The sequence below is a fragment of the Alishewanella jeotgali KCTC 22429 genome, assembly GCF_000245735.1.
Classification (GTDB): domain Bacteria; phylum Pseudomonadota; class Gammaproteobacteria; order Enterobacterales; family Alteromonadaceae; genus Alishewanella; species Alishewanella jeotgali.
Genome location: NZ_AHTH01000048.1, coordinates 186,013 through 209,886, shown reverse-complemented (window position 1 = coordinate 209,886; position 23,874 = coordinate 186,013). Strand labels below are relative to the sequence as shown.

The window sequence follows — 23,874 nt, the reverse complement described above, 5'->3', positions numbered from 1 at the left end:
CACTACAACCTTTTAGAGACTTCAGTGAGTCTGCAACGCAGACCAGCTGAATTTAAGATAGCGTTGCTTTTGCCTAAAAGTCCAGCAAAACACGGTTTTTTGCCGCTTGACCGCAAGGCGCTTGGTTCAATAGCTTGGATCTCTTACACTGTTACAGGTTCCCTCCCTGTTTGCAAAAAGGTTATCTAATGCATTTTCGTTTGCTGTTAACTGTAAGTTGTTTCCTGGCCTTACCCGCTGTCGCTGCGCCAAAAAATATTATTTATATGATTGGTGATGGCATGGGCCCGGCCTATTTAACCGCCTATCGTTATTACCTGAACCAAGGCGAGCGGCCGGTACAGCAGACGATTTTTGATCAACTACTGGTTGGCGCCTCCAGTACCTATCCTGACGATGACACCCTGGTTACCGACTCTGCAGCAGGTGCCACCGCGCTGGCGACCGGTGTAAAAAGCTTTAATGGCGCGATTTCAGTAAACCGCCAGCATATTCCGATTGGCACCATGATGCAGCTGGCCAAGCGCTTAGGCAAAGCCAATGGTATCGTCGCCAGTTCGCAGGTGAACCATGCCACACCAGCGGCCTTTGTTGCCCATAACGTACATCGTCGTAATTACGAAGCTATTGCTGATATGTACCTGGATTACCGGATTAATGGCCAACCAGTGGCCGATGTGATTTTAGGTGGCGGCACCTCGTACTTTATTCGTGATGACCGCAATCTGGTTGCTGAATTTAAACAGCAAGGCTATCAGTATGCCGATAACTGGCAGGATCTAAACCAGCTGACCACTAAGCCAGCGCTGGCGCTGCTGGATCAAATCGGTCTGCCGGCTGCATTAAATTCAGAACATCCCAGTCAACTCGCCACCCTGACGCAAAAAGCGTTAGAACTATTAAGCCCGGCCGAGAAAGGCTTTGTATTAATGGTTGAAGGCAGCCAAATCGATTGGTGTGGTCATGATAATGATATCGCCTGCGCTATGGCCGAAATGCACGACTTTGCCAAGGCGGTAGCCGTGGCAAAAGCCTACGTAGATGCTAACCCGGATACCTTGTTAGTCATTACTGCAGATCATGAGACGGGTGGTATGTCTCTGGGTGCCGATGGTAAATATCTATGGTTACCCGAGGTGGTGCGCGGTGTTAAAGCAACCGGCCGCCGGATTGCCGATGAAATGAATGCGGCAGACAGCGAACAGGCAGCGCTGGCACGTTGGCAAGCCTTGACCGGTGTTAATATTACCGATGAAGAACAACAGCAGTTGCTGGCCGCTCGTGGTAAAGAACAAAAAGATCTACGTGACGTTGCGGTCAGACTGGTTGCCAAGTATTCCTATACCGGCTGGACCACCGGCGGCCACACCGGCGCCGATGTGCCGGTAATGGCCTATGGTAAATACAGCGAGGCTTTCCGCGGCTTTATGGATAATACCGATATCGCCAAACAGCTGATCCGCTATATCAGTACCAATCAAACCCCTAAAGCCAGCGAGTAAGTCTTACTCGCCGGCAATTAGCTGCGCCCGTAATTCGGGCGCGCTGGTGTTCTGGTGGAGCCAGATATTAAAAAATGCCGGCCCAAAATCTGGATCGGCCAACACACCAGTGCTCTGGCCGTTCAAATAGAACTCCACGCTATTATCCGCTAATAATACAGCGCCAAGGCTGTCTCCCTTGTTTACATCCCGCCATAAGTTTTTTAACTGCTCGGCCCACTGTTGCTGCTGCTCAGCGCTGCTTTGCCCCAATTTTTTCCACTCATCGACGGTGGCTTTAATAAACTGATCGCGGCTGATTTTGCGCTTATAAGTGAGCTCCAACAGCAAGGGGGTACTTTGCTGGTAATCGACAAAACGGCCATCGACCGTCGCCAGCCGCGCATCGTATAGCTGCCAGAATAAGTAGCGATAGCTACCCTCGCCTACTGTAGTGAGATCCGGTAAGGCCGCAGCCGGCATTGCCAGTCCCAGCAATAATGCAAATGCTGATACTCTAAACATAAAACCTCCTGCTTTGACCATAAAGGACGGCGAGACCGCCCCAAATCAACGCTAATACTCCATAAGAAAGGTAGCCTGCCGGGAAGCTAAGCACACCGCCACTCAAGGCGGCGCCGCCGATATAGGATAAAGGCCCGCCGGCTGCCCCCAATACAAAAGCTAACCAGGGCTTTTGTAAAAAATCGGCCAACAGCTCCACCACCGCCAGCGCAAAGATGCCCCACAGTAACCAGAACCACAGTGGCAGGCTGTCGCGCAGGGCAAAACTTAAAATATCCAGCTGGATTAGCGCTGAGTCAAGCGCGATACCCAGTAGCGCAATAATCACAACAGCCAGCCGTCGCCGCGTGCCAACAAGACGCCACAAGCCATAAAGCAGGTACGCCAGTACCGGCCAGAATGCCAGCTGCTGGAAATACACCAGCAAAAACCAGCACAGCTCAAAGCCGATAATAGCCCGCCAGTTAAGCTTAGACACGGCGGCGCTCATTGTTGTTTCATCCGGTTCGCCAATTTAATCCGCAGGCCATAAGGCAAAGCGCTTAACAGCTTGAGCATCAGGCTTAAGCGCCTTGGAAAGCGCAGCCGCGGTTTGCCGGCTGCGATACCCGCGTAAATGCGCTCCGCGGCCTGAGCGACCGGCATTAAAAACGGCATCGCAAAGTCATTTTTTTGGGTAAGTGGCGTATCGATAAAACCCGGTTCAATCAGGCAGATCTTAATCCCGGTTTCACCTAAATCGACCCGTAAGCTATCGGCGAAATAGCTAATTGCGGCTTTGCTGGCGCCATAAGCTTCAGCCCGGGTAAAGGGGAAGAAATGCGCCATCGAACTGACGATGGCTAGGGTACTGCCGGCGCTAAGCCGTGGCAGTGCCTCTTTTACCGCCCGCACCACAGCCAGCACATTGAGCGCAAAGGTCCGCTCAAAAGCGCTGATATCAAGGTTAGTCGCCTCTACATATTCGCAGTTACCGGCGTTAAGCAGCACCACATCGAACCGCAGCTCAGTCGGCAGCTTGGCGAACCAGCTGGTTAAGGCTGAGCTGTCTGTCAGATCCAGACTTACCGGCACAATCCGCTGCGGCGCCTCGGCTGAAAGTTCTGCTAACTTATCTGCAGAGCGCGCCACCGCATAAACCGTCCAGCCATTACGGGCATAATGCAGTGCGGTTTCGCGGCCAATGCCAGAGCTGGCACCGGTAATTAAAATCGTTGAGGTCATAAATACTCCATTTCAGTTGGAGCTTATACGTAAAGTATAGCGAACAGTTCAGTGGGGCTATGACGCAAAACAATTGAAAATAGCCAGGCTGCTTGTCATTTACACACTTCAAGATTATATTCATTATTATCACTTATGAATATAAGAGGCCTTATATGGCAACGACAAGTTTGAGTTTGGGCGAGCATTGGGAAACCTTTATCAGGAAGGAAATTGCAACCGGTCGCTACGGTTCGGCCAGTGAAGTGGTGCGTGATGCATTGAGAACGCTTGAAGAACGTAAGGCAAAACTTGAAGCCTTACGTGCACATTTAGCTCAGGGTGCCTTGCAAGCCAGAGAGGGACAGTTTGTTGAGGACTTTAGCGTCGACCAGCTAATTGCGGAATTGGATGCCAGCGCCGGATGAGCCAAACCAAGTCGGCATTGTACCGGGTTACGCCACGAGCCAAAGAAGATTTAATTAACATCGCCCGCTACACCGAAGCATCATGGGGGCGTGCTCAGCGTAACCTCTATCTAAAACAACTTGAGCAACGCTTTGCCTGGCTAGCGGCCAACCCGCATCTAGGTAAAGCCCGCCCGGAAATTGCTGATGGCTTTTACAGTTTTCCACAAGGTCAGCATATAATTTTTTATCTCATTAGTGGCCGTTGTATTGATGTAATCGGCGTACCACATCAAGAAATGGATATTGATGGCTATTTCAAAAATTAGTCAGAAGACAAAAGTTAGGCGTAGAGGTCAACACCCAGCATCGCCTGTACTTCACTGCGGCGCTGTTCATTTTGCAGGCTTTGGTAGGCGGCTATCGCCCGTTCATTACGGGGTTCGCTGCTATCGCGAAAGTTTTGCCGATTGCGCTCGGCCTCACGTTCATTATCCAAACGCTCAATCACTGCCCGTTCAACACGGATCCCTGCCGCTTGCTGCGTGCTTTGCGCCTCTGTAGCTTGGCGCTCAGGCGTAGTTTGCCGCACCGGCTGTGGACGATTCGTCGCCGGGTTCAGCAAACTGCTGGCATTGATATTATTGCTGGCGTTAATGCTCATATAAGCCGCTACATAGTAATAACTGGCCTAATTATAGGCAATTATTAGGCGCTAATGTCAACTTTCTATTGTTCACGTTGCAAATTATTACCGAACGGCAAAAAGCAAGACCTGACCCTGCATCCCTCTAAAGGGGCATTTAGTAACCCCATTAGTCTTTCTGTTGTTCGGTCATTTAGGTGATAATATGTGCTAATTTAGATATTAGTGCCAGAGCATCGCTCTAAAAATTGGAATTAACAAAAGCGTATAAGGATGACAAATGAATTACACCCGTGTTTTATGCAGCATAGTAGCAGCGACTTGCTTATCGGCTTGTGGCGGTGGCAGCGATGATAACAGCAATCCAGCACCACCAACCGGCAGTGGAGGCACCACCCAAACCTTCCAAGCAGTAGTGGTACAACAAACAGAGTGCGGCACAGAACGGGTTGCAACTCATGCTGAATTGCTAGTCCATGACCAAAACTGGCGTGTATTAAGCCGTCACAAAGCCGATTCTGCAGGGAGAATTTCGGCGACCATTAGCAATAGCTCGACGGCAAACGTCAGTGTTATCACTTTTAATAACGCAGCAAAAGCCTTCAATGTCAGCTCAATGGCACAGCATCCTATTCGTGACTTAGGTAAGTTTTATATTCCAGGACAAACGGCTGAAGGCTGCGAGTGCCAACTGGCTGATGTGCGTGTGTCATCGCCAATAGGTGAGCTGAATTCAGCCTCAGTGCAATTAACCGGGTATCAGAGCGCAGAACAACGGAAAAATCAGATTGCGTTTAACGAGGTACTTTTTGAGCAAGTCAGACTTTGCCGAGCACCGAATGGCAACTGGCCATTACTTACTGCCGTTGCAAATAGCGGCGGCATGAATGCAGCGGCAGGCAGCATCAGGCAATACTCTCCTGCAACGGAGATTGCCATAGCACTGAATCAGGGTGTCGCGGTTATCCCGGTAACCTTGAACAGCGGTAACGCGAGCCTAACGGAGTTGCATTACACAGAAACTGGTAGCTTTAACGCACGCTCGCGAGTTAACGGTAACGAAGTCTATTTATTTAACCAACTCGACGGCATTGACTTTGTAACAATTCGAGCTGCTGAGAATAAATTCCAAAGCACCAGTGACGGTACTATCTGGCATTCAGTTTCGCAACGAAATAACCTCTCACTGCCACAAACAAGTACCTTAGCACTCACGGTTCCTTTTAATGATGCTCATCAGGCGCTGGAAAAGTTCTTAAGTCAGGATCTGCTTGCTTCGCACACTAACTACAATTTAGGTAGCGTACAGGGCTTTAACACCTTTTATTTTTATGCACAGACAAGGCTCACTGATGGCACTCAGTACTTTCAATCTTTTCTTGGTCCGCTACAAGGAAACTATCCGGATGAGGTCGTGCCAAGCGACTACGGAATTGAAAGTAAATTCAGTGAAGATGCCCCCAGCACAGTGCATGTTGCCGTTATCCGCTACGGTGATAATCAATCCTACCAACAGTTCCTATTGGAGCAAATTGAACGCAGTAAACTGCCCTTTAAAGAACGCATGACGGGTAAATGGGCTAAATATACAACAGTAAGTATTCAAATTAGCACGCAGTAAACGCAGAAAATATATTGTTATCCACTGCACTCCGGTACCGGAAGGAGGTCTTACCGGTACCGGAGACGTGTAGCTAAGTTAGCGGCCGGGGAGTTTTTGCCAGGTGACTTCATCACGTACGTAGACCGGTTCGGCCTGTTCGGCGCTGACAAATAACTGTTGCTGCCAGGCTCGGCTGGCAAAGGGCAACATAAACTGCGCTGACGGGTACAGAATCGAATCAGCAATTAGCGCTGGCGCCAGCTGCTGCAGTGCCTGCGGATAAGTTTGCCAACCGGTACCCACCCCCAACACCTGAGAGGTAAAAGACAGTGAGGTCAAAACCTCAGGTAAAGCGGCCGGCTTAGCCGCGATTTCCGGCGTTATAGCTTGCATTAACCCTGCTTCATCTAACGCATAAGCTGCGATATACACTTCCGCCATTCTGGCATCAATAGCGGCAATCACCTCTGTGGCGTTTTGCTGTACTGCCGCCGCCTGTGCCATCGCAGCCAGGGTTGACACCCCAAATACCGGCAAATCTGCGCCAAAAGCCAGGCCCTGGGCAACGGACACGCCAATCCTGACACCGGTAAAACTGCCGGGGCCACGACCAAAGATAATACCGTCTAACTGATGAAGGCTGATGCCAGTATCAGCTAACAGCTGCTGTACCATCGGTAAAATGCGTTTGCTGTGTTGCTGCGGGCAAACTTCATCCAGCGCTAAGATCTGGCCATCCAGAGCTAAAGCGACTGAGCAGGCTTCGGTAGAGGTATCCAGGGCTAAAAACTTCATCATTTATCCTGTTGCATAGCATGTAAAAACTGACAGGCCTCAGCCAGATCGCGGCTGCGGCGCATCGGTGGCAGGCTCTTTAAAAACGTAGCGCCATAGGGCTTAGTCACCAGCCGGTTATCACAGATCACCAGCACACCGCGGTCGCTGACATCGCGAATTAGCCGCCCGACGCCCTGCTTTAACGTAATCACCGCCTGGGGTAACTGTACCTCGGCGAACGGATCTTTGCCGCGCATTGTACAGTCTTCACTGCGTGCCTGCAGCAAGGGATCGTCCGGCGAAGCGAAGGGCAGCTTGTCGATAATGACACAGCTTAAGGTATCGCCCCGGACATCCACCCCTTCCCAGAAACTGCCGGTACCCAATAACACCGCATTTTCCAGCTGCACAAACTGCTCCAGCAGCAAACGTTTACCGGTACTGCCCTGCACCAGCACCGGCTGGCGGATCTGCTCTGGCAAGGCGCCCGCCATCCACTGCAGCATACGATGGCTGGTAAACAGAAAGAAACAGCGGCCGTTATTCGCCTGGATCAGCTGAACAGCTAAACTGAGCAAAGCATGCGCCATCGCCGGCTCATGTGGCTCGGGTAAAAACCGTGGCACACAGAGCAGTGCCTGCTGCGCATAGTCAAAAGGGCTTTCCAGCAACAGCGTACGGGCACCGTCTAGGCCCATTTGCTGTTGATAATGAGCAAAGCCTTCATCTACTGACAGCGTGGCCGAGGTGAAGATCCAGCTGCGTTCAGCGGCAAATACCAGTTTTTGAAATTTATCGGCAATACTCAGCGGCGTTAAATGCAGCGTCACGTGCAAGCGGCTGGTTTCAAACCACAGACTGACGCCGCTTTGTTCGGTTTGCAGCAACTTCGGTAACTGACTTTTCAGCTGCGCCAGCCGCTCATAGCAGTTATCCAGCGCCTGACTGCGTCCAAGACTGCTTTTTACAATCTGATACAGCATCTCCAGCGCATCATTAATACGGATCACTGCCGTTTGCATGCTAGTTTGCTGATAGGCCTGCCGCCAGTTGCCACGCGCCGGATCGGCAGCAAACTGCAACCGCCAGTCGCGGGTCAGGCTGGAGAGTTTATCGGCGGCTTTACTCAGCTGGATCAGATCTTTCAGTTCGGTTTTGCCGATTTGCTCTAAGTCTTTACACAGATCCAGCAACACCCGGCTGGAGAAATGCTCACCAAAATAATCGCTGGCGATATCCGGGATCTGATGCGCTTCGTCGAAGATCACCACTTCCATGTCAGGTAACAGCTCACCAAAGCCGGTATCTTTCAGCGCCAGATCGGCAAAAAATAAATGATGATTGACTACCACCAGATCAGCTGCCTGTGCCTCTTTGCGCGCTTTTAGCAGATGGCAGTCTTCATACACCGGGCAGTCTTTACCCAGGCAGTTATCGGTGGTACTGGTGACATAAGGCAGCGCCCGCGAGTCTTCGGCGATATAACTGAGCTCACCGATATCACCGCTTTGCGTTTCCGCGGCCCATTTTTTGATCAGGCTTAGGTCATTAATCAGCTCAGGATCAGCACTGGGGATATGTTGATAATGCTGCTCTAAGCGAAACAGACATAAATAATTTGCGCGCCCTTTTAACAGCGCAGTCTTTACCGGCAGGGCCAGCGCCTGTAATACCGTTGGCAGATCGCGAAAGTACAGCTGCTCCTGCAGGTTTTTGGTGCCGGTTGATAAAATCACCTTTTTACCGGACAGTAGTGCCGGCACCAGATAGGCGTAAGTTTTACCGGTACCGGTACCCGCTTCCACCACCAAAACACCATTGGCCGAGATACTTTCTGCTATGGCCTGTGCCATCTCCAGCTGCGCCGCACGCGGCTTAAAGCCCGGGATCTGTTTTGCCAGGGTGCCCTGTTCGGCAAAGGCATGTTTGACCTTAGCCGACATCAGTACCTCGGGTAACGGCATCACAATAACGCAGCACAGCAGCTCCAGAATAGTAATAAGGCTTCAACCAGACGAAGAAAGAAGCAAAATACAAAGCAATTGCCGGCTATTATGCCTTGTCAGCGCCGAAAATCAGATAAAAATATCTACATGGCCATCTTTATCGACGTGCTGCTCTTCCTCTGGCGTGGTGTAGGGTGCTGGCGGAAAGTCATCTGACTGCGCTTTTTTGGCAAAGCGGCGCAGAATTAAAAACTTTTGCTCATTGCGTTTTAGCGGCTCCAGCCGGGCTTCTTTAAACACAGGCAGCACCTGCCGTGGATCCTGTTCGACAGGGGTTCCCGGGGTGCGTTGAATAAAGGGCATAAAAACGTCCATCATTCCTCCTGCCTGTGTTAAAAAGGTGGCCGCCGTAAAGTGTTAAGTTGCAATACCATACTGTTATCGACTGCATTAGCCTAAACTTTAATCAGCAATATTACCTATACAACCTGACCACAAAACAGGCAATTAGTTGCCAGTCTTGAACTTTAAACACTGATAAACTTTAATGCGAAACAAGCCGAAAAAATACAAATCACTGATTAATAAACAAATTAAAAAAAATTGCCGTATTTGCCACTGAAAATAATAGTTGCAACCAAGGCTTGCCAGGAGTAACTTGTATAGCATCTAACGTACAGGATTAACCCATGACACTGTTCACTGTATCACTGCACCATCATCATAGCACCTAGCCTTCCGGCTTAGGCGGAGGGCTATTGCTAAGGCCTCCGGTGGATACTGTCATATCAAACCCCGCAGGCCAGTGCCACGGGGTTTTTTGTTTTCAGGTTTTTTATTTTTCGACTATCAGGAGTGACTTATGAGTCCGGCCATTGAAAGTAAACGTTTACGTATCGCGATGCAAAAATCCGGGCGGCTGTCCGTGGACTCGCAAGCCTTGTTTAGCAGCTGTGGCTTAAAAATTAACTTACGTGAACAGCGCCTAATTGCCCATGTCGAAAATATGCCGATTGATATTCTGCGGGTGCGCGATGACGATATTCCGGGCTTAGTGATGGATGGCGTCTGTGATCTGGGTATTATCGGCGAAAACGTCTTGGAAGAAGTGTCGCTGCAGCGTCAGTTAGATCAGGAAAACTTCGACTATGAAGTGCTGGCACGACTGGATTTTGGCGGCTGCCGCTTATCGATTGCAGTACCACAGGAAGAAAACTACCAGGGTGTACAAAGCCTCGATGGCAAAACGATTGCCACTACTTACCCGCGCTTACTGGCACGCTTTTTAAAACAACAAGGCGTCAATGCCCGCATCGTGATGCTCACCGGCTCAGTAGAAGTGGCACCGCGTGCTGGCCTGGCCGATGCGATCTGTGACCTGGTCTCTACCGGCGCCACGCTGGAAGCCAATGGTTTAAAAGAGGCCGAAGTGATTTACCGCAGCAAAGCGGTATTGATTCAGCGCAAAGGTCTGACAGATGCCGGTCAGCTAAAACTGATTAGAAAACTGATGCCACGCATTCAGGGCGTGATGCAGGCAAATGAAAGCAAGTACATTATGCTGCACGCACCACGCTCCCGCTTAGATGAAGTGATTGCACTGTTACCTGGCGCCGAAAACCCAACACTGTTACCGCTGGCGGGGAATAACGATGTGGTCGCCATTCACGTGGTCAGTAGCGAAACCCTGTTCTGGGAAACCATGGAGCAGTTAAAAGCACTTGGCGCCAGCTCTATTCTGGTGCTGCCGATTGAGAAGATGATGGAGTAACATCATGCAGCGTATCGATTGGGCCACGTTAGACTCTTCTGCACAACAACAGGCATTAGCCCGCCCGGCGCTGCCGGATGCCGCAGCCCTGGCACCCCAGGTGCGCGAGATTATTGCTAAGGTACAAAGCGAAGGTGATGCCGCCTTACGGGCGTACAGTGCCAGCTTTGACAAACTGGATAATAATCCGCTGCAATTAAGCCTCGAAGCACAACAACGGCTGTTAAGTCAGCTGAGTCCGGAGCGCAAAGCTGCAATTGAACTGGCCTATGACAATATCCGCAAGTTTCACGCCGCCCAGCTGCCGCGCGATATCGAAGTTGAAACCAGCGCCGGCGTCATTTGCGAGCTAAAGAATCAGCCGATCCAAAGTGTTGGCCTCTATATTCCCGGCGGCAGCGCACCGCTGCCTTCCACGGTACTGATGCTTGGCGTACCGGCACAATTAGCGGCTTGTCCGCGTGCGGTGCTGGTCACTCCGCCGGGCAAACCGGCCGCGACGGATATTGCACCAGAAATTATCTATGCCGCTAACCTCTGTGGTATTACCGAGATCTATACTATCGGCGGCGCCCAGGCGATCGCCGCGCTGGCCTATGGCACTGAGACCATTGCCAAGGTCGATAAAATCTATGGCCCCGGCAATCGTTATGTGACAGAAGCCAAGCAGCAGGTAAGTCAGGATCCGCGTGGTGCAATGATTGATATGCCTGCCGGCCCGTCTGAAGTACTGGTGCTGGCCGATGCGCTGGCCAATCCGGCCTTTATTGCCGCCGACTTGTTATCGCAAGCCGAACATGGCCCGGATTCACAGGTCATTTTAGTCAGCGATAGCCAGAGCCTGATCGATCAGGTTGAGTTGCAGCTCTCAGCACAGCTGGCGGCCTTACCACGTAAAGAGATTGCCGCCAAGGCACTGGCGCACAGCCGCGCTATTTTAACGCCGGATCAGGCCACGGCAGTGGCCGTGACCAATGCCTATGCGCCGGAGCACTTAATTGTGCAAACCGCCAATGCCGAAGCCTTAACCGCGCAATTTACCAGCGCCGCCAGCATCTTTGTTGGTCAGTGGACGCCGGAGTCGGCCGGTGACTATGCCAGCGGCACCAACCATGTGCTGCCAACCTATGGCTATAGCCGTACCGTGTCGAGTTTGTCGCTAACTGATTTTTTCCGCCGCTACACAGTGCAGCGCTTGTCGGCAACCGGCATGCGCAATATTGGCCCGGCGATTGTTACGCTGGCCGAGGCAGAGAGCTTAGAAGCGCACGCCAATGCCGTACGGCTGCGCCTAGCGGCTTTAGAAAGCGCAGCACAAGACAAGAATTGAGGCAGAGCAGCATGATGAGCACAACAAATACGATCAATAGCACTAACACCAAAGACAGCAAAAATAACAGCGTCAGCGATCTGGCCCGGCAACTGGTACAGGACTTAGTGCCTTATGCCTCAGCCCGTAGCAGCATGAGTGGCGGTGCGGTTTGGCTTAATGCCAATGAAAATGCGCTGGCTCCGGCCTATCAGCTGGATGGCACTTTTAACCGTTATCCGTCCTGTCAGCCCAAAGCCGTCATTGATGCCTATGCCGCCTATGCCGGTGTCGCGCCAGAGCAGGTACTGGTCAGCCGGGGTGCCGATGAGGGCATTGAGCTGCTGATCCGCAGCTTTTGTGAACCCAAACAAGATAGCATTACCATTTGTCCGCCCACTTATGGCATGTATGCGATTAGCGCCGAGAGTAATCAAACCGCCGTCAACAAGGTATTGCTGGTGAATAACGAGCAGCTGGATCTGGCCGGTATCTTTGCCACCACGCCTAAGCTGGTATTTATCTGTAGCCCGAATAACCCGACCGGCGACCTGATCCCGCGCGAGCAAATTATCGCCGTGCTGGAACAGTTTCAGGGTAAGGCGCTGGTTGTCGTCGATGAAGCCTATATTGAATTTGCGCCCAGTGCTTCTGTGGTGCCACTGCTAAGCCGTTACCCGCATTTGGTAATACTGCGTACCCTGTCCAAAGCCTTTGGCCTGGCCGGGTTACGCTGTGGCTTTACCCTGGCCGCCCCTGAGGTAATTAACGCCCTGAAAAAGCTGATTGCGCCTTATCCTATCGCCGAGCCGGTTGCGCAAATCGCCGCTCAGGCTTTAGCTCCGGCGGGTATTGCACAAATGCAGCAAAGCGTGGCGACCATTAATCAGCTGCGCCAGGAGTTTTGCCAGTTTGCCCGAGGCTTAGAGGGTGTACAAAAAGTCTGGCCCAGCAATGCCAACTATGTGTTGTTGCAGGTGGCTGATGCCGCGGCCTGCGTCGCCGCATTAATTAACGAGGATATCCTGATCCGCAATCAATCCTCGCAGCTGGGTTTAAGCCAGGTGGTGCGGGTATCTATTGGCAACCCGGATGAGATGCAGCGCCTCAAGCAGGCAATGCTTAACTATTTTTCAGCGAATAAGAGAGTAAGCGCATGAGTGGCCAACCTATTTTATTTATCGACCGCGATGGCACCATGGTGGAAGAGCCGCCAATTGACAAGCAACTGGATAGTCTGGAAAAACTGGCTTATGAGCCAGGTCTGGTGCCGGCCTTGTTAAAATTGCAGGCGGCCGGTTACCGGCTGGTGATGGTGACCAATCAGGATGGTCTGGGTACCAGCAGCTTTCCGCGTGACACCTTCGATGCGCCGCACAATAAGATGATGCAGCTTTTAACCTCGCAAGGGATCCAGTTTGACGATGTGCTGATTTGTCCGCACTTTGACAGCGATAACTGCAGTTGCCGCAAGCCGAAACTGGGCCTGGTAAAAGACTATCTGCAACAAGGCAAAATCGACTTTACCAATTCCTATGTGATTGGCGATCGGCTGACCGATGTGCAGCTGGCCGAAAATATGGGTCTACCGTCGTTTCAATATAACCGCGACACGCTGGGCTGGGCCGAGATCACCAAACAACTGTTAAGCCGTGGCCGCAAAGCTGAAGTCAGCCGGGTGACGCGCGAAACCGATATCAAGGTGAAGGTTGATTTGGATAATAGCGGCAACAACAGCTTTAACACCGGCGTGGGTTTTTTTGATCATATGCTGGAGCAAATTGCCACCCATGGCGGCTTTTCGTTGCAGGTTGCGGTAAAAGGCGATTTGCATATTGATGATCACCACAGCGTGGAAGATACCGCCCTGGCGCTGGGTCAGGCATTAAGGCAAGCGCTGGGCAATAAGCGTGGTATTAACCGTTTTGGCTTTGTGCTGCCAATGGACGAGTGCCGGGCAGAATGTGTCATGGATTTATCCGGCCGGCCGCTGTTTGTCTTTAACGCCGAACTGGGCGAAGGCAGTGTCGGTGGTTTGAACCTTGAGATGGTACCGCACTTTTTCCGCTCACTGAGCGATGCGATGGCGATGTCGCTGCACCTGAGCATTACCCCGGGCAATAAGCATCATATGGTCGAAGGGTTATTTAAAGCCTTTGGCCGCGCCCTGCGTCAAGCCATTACCGTTAGCGGTGAAGCACTGCCAAGCTCAAAAGGAGTGCTGTAATGGCCAAGCTGGTTATTGTCGACACCGGCTGTGCCAATATCAGCTCGGTGTATTTTGCGGTAAAACGGTTAGGCGTAGAGCCGGTGATCAGCGCTGACGCTGCAATCATCAAACAAGCTAAACGGGTAATTTTACCCGGCGTCGGTACCGCTAAAGCGGCGATGCATAATCTGGCTGAGCGTGATTTAATCAGCACCTTACAAGGCTTACAACAGCCGGTACTGGGTATTTGTCTGGGTATGCAAATGCTGACCGCCCATAGTATGGAAGGTGATGTGGCTTGTTTGGGTTTAATTCCCGGCGAAGTTGCACCGCTTAACGCCGCCGGTTTACGCTTACCGCATATGGGCTGGAATACCTTGCATAGCATTAGCCAGCATCCGCTGTTAAAGGGCTTTACTGCGCAAGATTATCTGTATTTTGTGCACAGCTTTGCGGTGGTACCCAGCCAATACAGCTTAGCGCAGTGTCATTATGGCTCTGACTTTGCTGCGGTAATTGGCAAAGACAATGTCGCCGGTGCCCAGTTTCACCCGGAACGCTCAGGCAAGGTTGGGGCGCGTTTATTACAAAACTTTTTGGAGTGGCAGCTGTGATTATTCCGGCAATAGATCTTATTGATGGCAAGGTCGTCCGCCTGTATCAGGGCGCTTATGATAAAACCACCGAGTACGAATTTAGCCCCATTAGCCTGCGCGACAGCTACGCCGCAGCCGGCTCGCCGCTGTTACATGTGGTGGATTTATCCGGTGCCAAAGATGCCAGCAAACGTCAGCTTGGCTTGTTAACTGAATTGATGACCAAGTCGCCACTGCAAATTCAGGTCGGCGGCGGTGTGCGTACTGAGCAGGACGTAAAAGACTTACTGGCCGCCGGTGCCAGCCGCGTCGTGATTGGTAGCTTAGCCATTCGTGAACCGGCACTGGTACAAAGCTGGATCAAAACCTACGGCGGTGAACGGATCGTGCTGGCGCTGGATGTCGCCATTAATGCCAAAGGCGAAAAAACCCTGCCCAGCCATGGCTGGATTGAAGAGTCCGGTGTCACGCTGGAACAGGTTTTAGATGGCTATATCGCGGCCGGCGCTAAACATGTGCTGTGCACCGATATTAGCAAAGACGGTACCTTAAGTGGCTCTAATGTCGCCTTGTATCGTGAGCTGTGCAGCAAGTACCCGCAACTGGCGTGGCAGGCATCCGGCGGTATTGGCGCGCTTAGTGATATTCAGGCGCTGATTGGCTCCGGTGTGGCCGGCGTGATTTTAGGCCGCTCGCTGTTGGAAGGTAAATTTACACTGCAGGAGGCGATCGCATGCTGGCAAAACGGTTAATTCCCTGTTTAGATGTGCGCGATGGCAAGGTGGTCAAAGGCGTACAATTTCGTAACCATGAAATTATCGGCGATATCGTGCCGCTGGCGCAGCGCTACGCCGAAGCAGGTGCCGATGAGCTGGTGTTTTATGATATTACCGCCTCCAGTGATGGCCGGGTGGTCGATAAAAGCTGGGTCCGGCGCATAGCCGAGGTCATTGATATCCCGTTTTGCGTCGCAGGCGGTATTAAGTCGGTTGCCGATGCCGGCAAAATTCTGGAAATGGGCGCCGATAAGGTGTCGATTAATAGCCCAGCCCTGGCCAACCCACAGCTGATAGCCGAGCTGAATGCGACCTTTGGCCAGCAATGCGTTGTGGTCGGTATCGACAGCTTTTTTGATGTCGCCTCCGGCCAATATCAGGTATATCAGTTTACCGGTGATGAGAGCCGCACCCAAAAAACCCAGTGGCTGACCCGCGATTGGGTCGCCGAGGTGCAGCGCTTAGGTGCCGGTGAAATTGTGCTGAACTGTATGAATCAGGATGGCGTGCGGCAGGGTTATGATTTAGCGCAGCTAAAAAGTATCCGCGATATCTGCCGGGTACCGCTGATTGCCAGTGGCGGCGCCGGTACTATGCAGCATTTTACCGAGGTGTTTAGCACCGCAGATGTCGATGGCGCCCTGGCGGCCAGTGTGTTTCATAAAGGCATTATTCAGATCAGCGAGCTAAAAGCGAAGTTAATTGCCGATGGGATTAGTATTCGGCCTTGAGCGTTTGAACGAAGCAGCAAAACCCGAGCATAAACCGGTAAAAAGCTAAGGCGTATGTACTTTTTTCTGCGACCGTTGGAGGCTATGGATGGCCGGACAAATTCTTCAGGAAAGAATTTGGACAGCTTTGCTGGCCTGCAAGGTGAATGTCATGGATGACATTCACAATCGAGCCCCAAGGATGGTTTATGGCGTGTCGCAGAAAAAATGTACGGAGTCTTAGCGGGTAACGGAGCACAGAGCTTTGGCGTGGCTTTGAGACCTGACTACACGCAGAGACGCCGTAAATACATCCATGTAGGCTCCTCTTTGGCATCCATGCCAAAGACGCTCTGCTTAGCAGTCAGGTCTCGTCGCTTGATACTTTGGATGTAGCCTTCGCTCCTTTAAAAGCGAGTTAGCACTCATTTATGCTGAGCTCATAAATAGCTATTTATGAGCTCAGCAATAAGCAAACTATACGAGACAAGTAAATGAATCCTGAGCAAATCAACCAGCTAAGCTGGCCCGATAGCCAACTGTTACCGGCGATAGTGCAACATGCCATCTCCGGCAAGGTGCTAATGCAAGGCTATATGAATCCGGATGCGCTGCAGCATACGCTGCAAAGCGGCAATGTCACCTTCTTTAGCCGCAGCAAGCAGCGACTGTGGACCAAAGGCGAAAGCTCGGGTCATACCCTGCAGCTGGTCAGTATCGACAGCGATTGTGACAGTGACAGCCTGTTAGTACTGGCGCTGCCGCAAGGGCCAACCTGCCACGTTGGCACCGAAACCTGCTGGCATGATACTGATACCAATAGCCCACAGCTGGCGTTTTTATATGACTTAGAACAAGTGATTAAAAGCCGTGAGGGTGCTGATCCGAAAAGCAGCTATACCGCCAGTTTATTTGCCAAAGGCGTGAAACGTATCGCGCAAAAAGTCGGTGAAGAAGGCGTCGAATCGGCACTGGCAGCGATGGCTGGTGATCGCGAAGAGCTGAAAAACGAAGCCGCTGATCTGCTGTTCCACCTGCTGGTACTGCTACGCAGCCAACAGCTGGAGCTGGCCGATGTGATTGCGATTTTAAAGCAACGGCATCGTTAAGATGTCGGCCGACAGTAATCTCAGGCTAAGCGGAAAAAACAGCTGTTTTTCCGCCAAAAGAATTGATTTGTGCTATACCTTAAACACTGTAGTCCAATGTCGGCAGTTACATGCTGCCGACAAGGTGCAACAGCATAGCTTAGGCAACAGGTAACTCCTGAAATGGCAAATGCTGACCATAGCAGCGGTTCTGATAGCCCCATTACCGATCCGCTGATTATAAAATGGAACCTCTCCTTACCTGGTCAACCAGAAGTATCCGGCTTATCGTTAGAAAAAACGCTGGATTTACATCGTTTACATACCGTGTTCCAAAATTTCCAGCAGGCGCTGGGCGTGACCATAGCGCTGATTGATTTACAGGGTAAGGTACTGGCCTCATCAAACTGGCAGCAAGCCTGCCTGCATTTTCACCGGCAACAACCTGAAACCCTAAAAGGCTGTTTACAAAGCGATACCCAGCTCGCGACGCAACTACTAACCGAACAAAAACAGGCGATTTATCGCTGTCATAACGGCCTAACCGATTGCGCCGCACCGGTGCGGGTAAATGGCCGCTATCTGGCGAATATTTTTATTGGTCAGTTTTTTCAGGAAGCACCCGATCTAACCTATTTCCGACAACAGGCTAAAGCAAACCAGTTTGATGAAGACAGCTATCTGGCTGCGATTATGCAGCTGCCGATAATTCCGGCCGACAAGATCCCACCGATGCTGGCTTTAATCAGTTCAATGGCCGAACAAATTTCCGAGCTCAGTTATAACCAGTTTCTCAGCCAGCAACTGCTGGATCAGGTTGAACAACAGGTTAAACGCCGTACCCTTGAGCTACAAATGCAGAATCAAATCCTGAGCATGATTAGTCAGGGCGATCCGCTACACCAGGTACTGCAAGAGTTAGTGCTACAAATTGAGCAGCAGTATCCACAGCTGTTGTGCTCGATCCTGTTGCTTGACCAACAAAGCGGAGTGTTACGCCACGGCGCAGCACCTTCGTTACCTGAGGCCTATAATCAGGCGGTAGACGGGTTAAAGCCTGGTCCCTTTGCCGGCTCATGCGGCGCCGCGGCTTATAATGGCGAAATGCTGATCGCGGAGGATCTGCTAACTCACCCTAACTGGCAACAGTACCAACAGTTGGTTGCGCTGGCTGATGTGCGCTCTTGTTGGTCAATCCCGATAAAAACTGCCCATGGCCGGGTACTGGGTACCTTCGGTATTTATCAACGCCAGGTCGCCAGACCCGATGCGGAATTCACCCAAAAGATGCAAGCCTTTAGCAATCTGGCAGAACTGGCGATCAGCCGCTCATTGCTGGCAGAAAAGATCCGCCGTATGGCGTTTTATGATGAGTTGACGGGGCTGGCAAACCGCCGGCTATTGGATGAACGGATGCAGCAGGCGTTAGCGTTAAGTAAACGCAGCAACCGTTATGGCGCCCTGATGTTTCTGGATTTGAATAATTTTAAACCGGTGAACGATCTCTACGGCCATAAAACCGGTGATCTGCTGTTGCGGGCATTTGCTATAAGGTTACAAAGCCTGGTTAGACAAACCGATACCGTGGCCCGCCTGGGTGGCGATGAATTTATTGTTTTATTACCGGAATTACTTGCTGAATTTGCACAAGCAAGAGAACAAGCACAGCAACTGGCAGAAAAAATTACTGAGCAATTGGCATTACCCTTCACCCTGACCGACCAGAGCAATACCTGCTATCAGTGTACCTGCAGTATCGGCATGGTGTTGTTTCATGGTGAGCAGGATTTCGCTGACGAAATCCTGCGCCGGGCCGACAACGCCATGTACCAGGCTAAGCAGCAAAGCGGGCAGCAGCTTTGCTGGTATAGTGGCTAGATCTCAGATTTAGCTTTGACAGAAACCAGCGCGTGTTGACCTTCACAGTTCCTGACACACCTTGAAAACTGTAAACTCAAACATTCACCTATTTTAGCAGCGGGCATTTTGTAACAGAAAATGTCTGTCCCTTGACAAGGCGCGCTGGCAGAGCGGAAGATGGCGTGCTTTTTCCTCATAACCATAAAGAATAATTCTATGAAAAAAACCTTACTGTTACTGGCAATGACCAGCAGCCTGGCCTTTGCTGATGAAGGCATGTGGATGCCACAACAATTGCCAGAAATTGCCGGCCAATTAAAAGCGGCTGGTCTGGAACTGGATCCGGCTAACCTGACCAAACTAACCGAATTCCCAATGGCTGCCATCGTCAGTCTGGGCGGTTGCTCAGCCTCTTTTGTCTCACCACAGGGTCTGGTTGCCACTAACCATCACTGTGTCTATAACAGCATTGCGCATAATTCTACCGCTGAAAATGATCTGCTTAAAAATGGCTTTTTAGCCAAAACCCTGGCTGAAGAAGTACCAGCAGCACCGGGTAGCCGGATCTTTGTTACCAAGGCCGTAGATAACGTGACGGAGCGCGTTATCGATGCTAAGACCGCGAAATTAACCGGCAAAAAACGTCTTGATGCTATCGAAGCAAATCAGAAAGCCATCGTTGCTGACTGTGAGCAAGATGCTGGTCACCGCTGTACCGTGGCAGCATTCTATGGCTCACTGGAATACTACCTGATTAAGCAGCTGGAAATTAAAGATGTCCGCCTGGTGCATGCCCCGGCTGAAGGCGTTGGTAAATTCGGTGGCGATACCGACAACTGGATGTGGCCACGCCATACCGGCGATTACAGCTTCCTGCGCGCCTATGTCAGCCCGGATGGTAAGTCTGCCGACTTCCATAAAGATAACGTGCCTTACACCCCAGACTTCCACCTGAAACTGGCTAAAGACGGCTTAAAAGAAGGCGATTTTGTGATGGCACTGGGCTATCCCGGCCGCACCAACCGCCACCGCTTACCGTCAGAAGTTGCCGACACCTTTGACTGGAGCTACCCCACTACAGTGCAGTATCTGGGTGAGTTGTTAGAGATTATCGGCCGTGAAACCGCCAATGATCGCGATGCGGCGCTAAAATATGCCAGTCGGGTCGCTGGTTTAAATAACGTGCTGAAAAATCGCCAGGGTATGCTGGATAGCTATGCACAAAGCGACTTTTTACAGCGTAAGCAGGCCGAACATCAGGCGCTAAAAAACTGGGTCAACGGTGATCGTGCCAACAAGCAAGCCTATGCCAAAGATTTAGCCGCCATCGAAAAGCTGTTAGAGCAACAGCAAACGGAAGGCCGCAGTAATTTCTTACTGGCTAATGCCACGCCACGTTTGCTGGGCACAGCCCGCAGCCTTTACCGGCTGGCTAATGAGAGCACTAAACCAGACGCAGAACGTAAAGCAGGCTTCCAACAACGCGATCTGCCGCGCTTCCAGGCTTTTATGGCCGGTATGGACAGAACCTTTGACGTTAAGGTTGAAAAAGCCCTGGATCTGCATAACCTGAAAAAATATGCCGCCCAGCCGAAAAAGCAGCGTAATGCTGACTTTGATAAAGCTATGGGTATTCAGGACAATATGTCAGAAGCTGCCTTAATTGCGCTGATCGACAGCTGGTATGCCAATACTAAGCTGACCGACCAGGCTGAGCGACTGGCCCTGTTAAGCGCCAGCCCACAGGATTTTGCTGGCAAACAGGATCCTTTTGTTAAAGCTGCCGTGGCCTTGTATAAAGCGGATCTGAAACGTGAAGCCGAGCAGGAAGAGCTAGCCGGTAAGATCCAGCAAGCATACGCCAGCTATATGCGTGCAAAAATTGCCTTTATGCAATCGCAGGGCAAAGCCGTTTATCCGGATGCCAACAGCACCCTGCGGGTGACCTTTGGTAATGTTAAGGGCCGTGGTCATGGTAACGAAGATGGTAATGCCTGGACCGCCTTTACCACTTTGCGTGGTATTACCGCCAAAGCCACCGGCGAGGGCGAGTTTAATGCGCCACAAAATCAGCTGGATGCGATCAAAGCGAAAAACTATGGCGCTTATGGCAAAGACAGCCTGAACTCGGTACCGGTAAACTATCTGGCTACTTTGGATATTACCGGTGGTAACAGCGGCTCGGCGATCCTGAATAGCAAGGGTGAATTTGTTGGCTTAGCCTTTGATGGTACCCTGGATTCGATTATCTCAGATTGGGATTTCAACCCGGCAAATACCCGTTCAATCCAGGTCGATCTGCGCTTTATGTTGTGGCAGATGCAAATCGTCGACAAAGCCGACAATTTGCTGCAGGAAATGGGTGTACTATAAGCAAACACTCACCGCTCAGGCTAAGCCTGCTGCGCTAACTTAACAGTAAAACCTCTGCCGCGGCGGAGGTTTTTTTATGTGCGTTGTTCCAGCAATTCTGCGGCCAGGCGCACAAAATCCGACGACGTCAGAATACCGAGCAGTTTGTTATTGGCATTGACCACCGGTAAACACCCATGCCGATTTTGCACAAAGAAACTAGCCACCTGTTGCAGACTTTGCTCCGGGGTAACGGTGGCAAAATCAGTGAGCATTAATTCTGCTACTAACTGCTGCTTCTCCTTGCGCTCCAGCGCAGTAGCGCCATACTTCGCCAGCAGACTCATCACTGCGGCAATCATGACTTTTTGTGTCAACATACCAATCAATTCACCATTGCTATCAATCACCGGGATATGGCGAATATTTTTCTCCCGCATCAGATCGTGAGCATCTTTTAGGGTGGCATCCCGTTTTACCGATAACGGATCGGGCGTCATCAATTCAGCGACAGTGTTAATAGTCATTACTACTCCTTGGCTTGAACGTGTTGTTGATAGTTATAGCGAATTTTTCAGCTCTGGGTAGCAAGCTGGATCAACTTTTTACGCGGTAGATAATTTGAGCCTTGCTCATTTTTTGAATCAGGTTCATAATTCGAACCTGTTTATAAGAGCTACAGATCCTATGACGGTAAACGAACGTAAAGAACGCCAGCGCGCCGCCCGTGAACAATTGTTTTTGGATAAAGCCGCTGAGTTGATTGCCCGCGATGGTATTTTGCAACTGCAGATGGCGCCACTGGCGAAAGCCTGTGAATACGCGACCGGCACCCTGTATCAGCATTTCAGTTCGAAAGAAGATTTATTGCTGGCATTAGTGGCCCGCAACGGTTGCAACCAACTGCGGTTATTTGAACAGATAGCGGCACTGGCGATCCCACACCGCAACAAAATCCTGGCACTTTGTGTCGCAGAAGATTTGGCGCGCCAGTATCACCCCAGCCATGCCAGGCTGGAACAATATGTCTTTACCGAAGTGGTCTGGGAAAACGCCTCTGCTAGTCGCCGGCAGCTGATCCTGGATAATAGCAAGCCGCTGTCCGCGCTGGTAAGCGGCATAGTGCGCGCGGCCATTGACGCCGGTGAACTACCCGATCATCAGTGCTCAGCACTGGAACTGTCAATCGCGCCCTGGGCGCTCTGCTGTGGCAGTCACAATCTGGAACAAACCGCTGGCTTGTTTGAAGCCTTTGGCTTAAACAAAGATTCGTTGCAACGTTATCGCCATATGCATCTGCTATTAAATGGTATGCAGTGGCAACCCTTGTTGGATATTACCGATACAGCAACCTTGACCGCGCAAATTCAGGATTTAAAACAACGCGTTGAGCAGTTATTTCATCACCTGTGCCCGCTTAATGTGGACCCGCTCAATGTGTAACAGATTTTTAGTTTTAGTTAATCGGGCGCCTGCCCTTGTAAGGAGACATCATGCTTAAGCGTATGATTATTATGCTTGTCCTGGTAACAGTGCTGTTCGGCGGTATCTTTGGTTTTAAAGCCGTCGGTAATTATTTTATGAATCAATTCTTCGACAATATGCCGATGCCACCGGCTGCTATTACCGCAGCCACTGTTAGCCGTGATGCCTGGCAACCTGCCGTCAATGCCATCGGCAGCTTTGCTGCAGTTAACAGCACCGAGCTTACCACCGAAGCCAGTGGCATTATCCGCAGCATTCGCTTTGAGAATGGCGCCCTGATTAAAAAAGGTGAGCTGTTAGTGCAACTGGACGACAGTGTTGATCAGGCCGAGCTGGCAAGGTTAAAGGCCGCTGAGCAATTGGCAAAGCTGGAGCAAAGCCGTCTGGAACGGCTGTTCCGCGATAAAGGCGTCTCGGAGCTGGACCTGCGTCGGCGCGAAAGTGAAGCCGCTCAGGCGAGCGCTGCTGTCGCCTCACAGCAGGCACGGATTGCGCAAAAATCGCTGGTTGCGCCCTTTGATGGTGTGGCCGGTATTCGTCAGGTCAGTCTCGGACAGTTACTGACTGGCGGCACCCCTGTCGTCAGTTTGCAGTCGCTGGATCCTATCTATCTGAACTTTACCTTGCCCGAGCAGCAACTGGCGTTGATTGAAGTCGGTAAGCCGTTAACAGTGCGGGTGGATGCCTATGCTGAACAGGCATTTGTTGGTGAAATCACGGCGGTGGCACCAGGTATTCGCGAGTCAAGCCGCAGTATCGAAGTGCAGGCCACCTTTGCTAACCCAGAGCAGTTACTGCGCCCAGGTATGTTTGCCCGCGTTAGTATGACAACAGGTGAACCCAACACTGTTACCCTGATCCCACAAACAGCAGTGCAGTTTAATCCTTATGGCAACTCAGTGTTTGTGATTACCGAACAGGACGGTCAACAGGTAGCGCAACAGCGCTTTATCCGCACCGGCGAAGCCCGTGGTGATTTGATTGCCGTGACCGCAGGCCTGGAGCCTGGTGAACAGGTAGCGACCTCTGGCTTATTGAAGCTGCGCAATGGCGCCGCGGTAAATATTGTGGAAAACAGTTCGGCCGCGCCCAGCGCTGAATTAAACCCAACGCCGGCTAACCAGTAAGGA

Annotated in this window: 24 protein-coding genes; 16 read left to right on the top strand and 8 right to left on the bottom strand. The window is 51.3% G+C overall.

The genetic code is table 11. The features are described 5' to 3' along the window. Positions 1-188: 188 nt before the first annotated feature. A complete protein-coding gene (locus tag AJE_RS14930) occupies positions 189-1,502 on the top strand; it encodes an alkaline phosphatase (RefSeq protein WP_008951533.1) in 1,314 nt (437 codons plus the stop codon). A gap of 3 nt (positions 1,503-1,505) precedes the next feature. Here the strand turns inward: AJE_RS14930 and AJE_RS14925 are convergent, their stop codons facing one another. From AJE_RS14925 to AJE_RS14915, 3 genes are read right to left on the bottom strand one after another with little or no spacing between them, the layout of a single operon-like run. Continuing rightward, positions 1,506-2,006 (bottom strand): chalcone isomerase family protein, encoded by a 501-nt coding sequence (locus AJE_RS14925; protein WP_008951532.1) that lies wholly within the window; start codon positions 2,004-2,006, stop codon positions 1,506-1,508. Next, on the bottom strand, positions 1,999-2,484 hold the full coding sequence (locus tag AJE_RS14920; RefSeq protein ID WP_237709370.1) for a DUF2878 domain-containing protein: 486 nt from the start codon (positions 2,482-2,484) through the stop codon (positions 1,999-2,001). Before AJE_RS14920 ends, AJE_RS14925 begins: the two co-directional genes overlap by 8 nt. An 8-nt stretch (positions 2,485-2,492) precedes the next feature. Further along, positions 2,493-3,230: an SDR family NAD(P)-dependent oxidoreductase gene (locus AJE_RS14915; protein WP_008951530.1), complete on the bottom strand. Its 738-nt coding sequence runs from the start codon at positions 3,228-3,230 to the stop codon at positions 2,493-2,495. Positions 3,231-3,385: 155 nt separating this feature from the next. On the opposite strand from AJE_RS14915, the gene AJE_RS14910 reads away from it, so the two are divergent. After that, a complete protein-coding gene (locus AJE_RS14910; RefSeq protein WP_008951529.1) occupies positions 3,386-3,637 on the top strand; it encodes a type II toxin-antitoxin system ParD family antitoxin in 252 nt (83 codons plus the stop codon). Beyond that, entirely contained in the window at positions 3,634-3,945 is a 312-nt protein-coding gene (locus AJE_RS14905) for a type II toxin-antitoxin system RelE/ParE family toxin (protein WP_008951528.1), read from the top strand. Before AJE_RS14910 ends, AJE_RS14905 begins: the two co-directional genes overlap by 4 nt. Before the next feature lie 14 nt (positions 3,946-3,959). Here AJE_RS14905 and AJE_RS14900 read toward each other — a convergent pair whose 3' ends face one another. Beyond that, the gene (locus AJE_RS14900) at positions 3,960-4,280 is read right to left on the bottom strand and encodes a hypothetical protein (RefSeq protein WP_008951527.1); all 321 of its coding nucleotides are present in this window, start codon (positions 4,278-4,280) and stop codon (positions 3,960-3,962) included. Between the two features lie 262 nt (positions 4,281-4,542). Between AJE_RS14900 and AJE_RS14895 the strand changes: the two genes are divergently transcribed. Continuing rightward, positions 4,543-5,883, top strand: a complete 1,341-nt coding sequence (locus tag AJE_RS14895; RefSeq protein WP_008951526.1) for a hypothetical protein — start codon at positions 4,543-4,545, stop codon at positions 5,881-5,883. Positions 5,884-5,961: 78 nt separating this feature from the next. Here the strand turns inward: AJE_RS14895 and tsaB are convergent, their stop codons facing one another. The 3 genes from tsaB to AJE_RS14880 form a co-directional block, all read right to left on the bottom strand. Then, positions 5,962-6,660 (bottom strand): tRNA (adenosine(37)-N6)-threonylcarbamoyltransferase complex dimerization subunit type 1 TsaB, encoded by a 699-nt coding sequence (gene tsaB, locus AJE_RS14890; protein WP_008951525.1) that lies wholly within the window; start codon positions 6,658-6,660, stop codon positions 5,962-5,964. Continuing rightward, the gene (locus AJE_RS14885; protein ID WP_008951524.1) at positions 6,660-8,606 is read right to left on the bottom strand and encodes a DNA repair helicase YoaA; all 1,947 of its coding nucleotides are present in this window, start codon (positions 8,604-8,606) and stop codon (positions 6,660-6,662) included. The genes tsaB and AJE_RS14885 overlap by 1 nt, the downstream gene beginning before the upstream one ends. A 111-nt stretch (positions 8,607-8,717) precedes the next feature. Beyond that, a complete protein-coding gene (locus AJE_RS14880; protein WP_237709369.1) occupies positions 8,718-8,966 on the bottom strand; it encodes a hypothetical protein in 249 nt (82 codons plus the stop codon). A gap of 484 nt (positions 8,967-9,450) precedes the next feature. Between AJE_RS14880 and hisG the strand changes: the two genes are divergently transcribed. The 10 genes from hisG (at position 9,451) to AJE_RS14830 (ending at position 21,280) form a co-directional block, all read left to right on the top strand. Then, positions 9,451-10,359, top strand: a complete 909-nt coding sequence (hisG, locus tag AJE_RS14875) for an ATP phosphoribosyltransferase (protein ID WP_008951522.1) — start codon at positions 9,451-9,453, stop codon at positions 10,357-10,359. Between the two features lie 4 nt (positions 10,360-10,363). Beyond that, positions 10,364-11,689 carry a histidinol dehydrogenase gene (gene hisD / locus AJE_RS14870; protein ID WP_008951521.1) on the top strand — a complete coding sequence of 442 codons (1,326 nt, stop codon included), beginning with the start codon at positions 10,364-10,366 and terminating at the stop codon, positions 11,687-11,689. Positions 11,690-11,703: 14 nt separating this feature from the next. Then, positions 11,704-12,828, top strand: coding sequence for a histidinol-phosphate transaminase (gene hisC / locus AJE_RS14865; protein WP_008607634.1), 1,125 nt, complete (start codon positions 11,704-11,706; stop codon positions 12,826-12,828). After that, complete coding sequence (gene hisB / locus AJE_RS14860) at positions 12,825-13,895, top strand: bifunctional histidinol-phosphatase/imidazoleglycerol-phosphate dehydratase HisB (protein WP_008951519.1); 1,071 nt, start codon at positions 12,825-12,827, stop codon at positions 13,893-13,895. Before hisC ends, hisB begins: the two co-directional genes overlap by 4 nt. Further along, on the top strand, positions 13,895-14,491 hold the full coding sequence (gene hisH, locus AJE_RS14855) for an imidazole glycerol phosphate synthase subunit HisH (protein ID WP_008951518.1): 597 nt from the start codon (positions 13,895-13,897) through the stop codon (positions 14,489-14,491). The genes hisB and hisH overlap by 1 nt, the downstream gene beginning before the upstream one ends. Beyond that, entirely contained in the window at positions 14,488-15,225 is a 738-nt protein-coding gene (gene hisA / locus AJE_RS14850; protein ID WP_008951517.1) for a 1-(5-phosphoribosyl)-5-[(5-phosphoribosylamino)methylideneamino]imidazole-4-carboxamide isomerase, read from the top strand. Before hisH ends, hisA begins: the two co-directional genes overlap by 4 nt. Beyond that, the gene (hisF, locus tag AJE_RS14845) at positions 15,207-15,980 is read left to right on the top strand and encodes an imidazole glycerol phosphate synthase subunit HisF (protein ID WP_008951516.1); all 774 of its coding nucleotides are present in this window, start codon (positions 15,207-15,209) and stop codon (positions 15,978-15,980) included. The genes hisA and hisF overlap by 19 nt, the downstream gene beginning before the upstream one ends. Before the next feature lie 473 nt (positions 15,981-16,453). After that, the gene (hisIE, locus tag AJE_RS14840; protein ID WP_008951515.1) at positions 16,454-17,068 is read left to right on the top strand and encodes a bifunctional phosphoribosyl-AMP cyclohydrolase/phosphoribosyl-ATP diphosphatase HisIE; all 615 of its coding nucleotides are present in this window, start codon (positions 16,454-16,456) and stop codon (positions 17,066-17,068) included. Positions 17,069-17,230: 162 nt separating this feature from the next. Further along, the gene (locus AJE_RS14835; RefSeq protein ID WP_008951514.1) at positions 17,231-18,925 is read left to right on the top strand and encodes a PocR ligand-binding domain-containing protein; all 1,695 of its coding nucleotides are present in this window, start codon (positions 17,231-17,233) and stop codon (positions 18,923-18,925) included. Between the two features lie 198 nt (positions 18,926-19,123). Further along, on the top strand, positions 19,124-21,280 hold the full coding sequence (locus tag AJE_RS14830; protein WP_008951513.1) for a S46 family peptidase: 2,157 nt from the start codon (positions 19,124-19,126) through the stop codon (positions 21,278-21,280). Positions 21,281-21,354: 74 nt separating this feature from the next. Here the strand turns inward: AJE_RS14830 and AJE_RS14825 are convergent, their stop codons facing one another. Continuing rightward, the gene (locus AJE_RS14825; RefSeq protein ID WP_008951512.1) at positions 21,355-21,786 is read right to left on the bottom strand and encodes a CBS domain-containing protein; all 432 of its coding nucleotides are present in this window, start codon (positions 21,784-21,786) and stop codon (positions 21,355-21,357) included. Positions 21,787-21,946: 160 nt separating this feature from the next. Between AJE_RS14825 and AJE_RS14820 the strand changes: the two genes are divergently transcribed. Both AJE_RS14820 and AJE_RS14815 read left to right on the top strand, forming a co-directional pair. Then, a complete protein-coding gene (locus AJE_RS14820) occupies positions 21,947-22,702 on the top strand; it encodes a TetR/AcrR family transcriptional regulator (protein ID WP_008951511.1) in 756 nt (251 codons plus the stop codon). A 50-nt stretch (positions 22,703-22,752) separates the two neighbouring features. Continuing rightward, the gene (locus tag AJE_RS14815) at positions 22,753-23,871 is read left to right on the top strand and encodes an efflux RND transporter periplasmic adaptor subunit (RefSeq protein WP_008951510.1); all 1,119 of its coding nucleotides are present in this window, start codon (positions 22,753-22,755) and stop codon (positions 23,869-23,871) included. Positions 23,872-23,874: the final 3 nt, after the last annotated feature.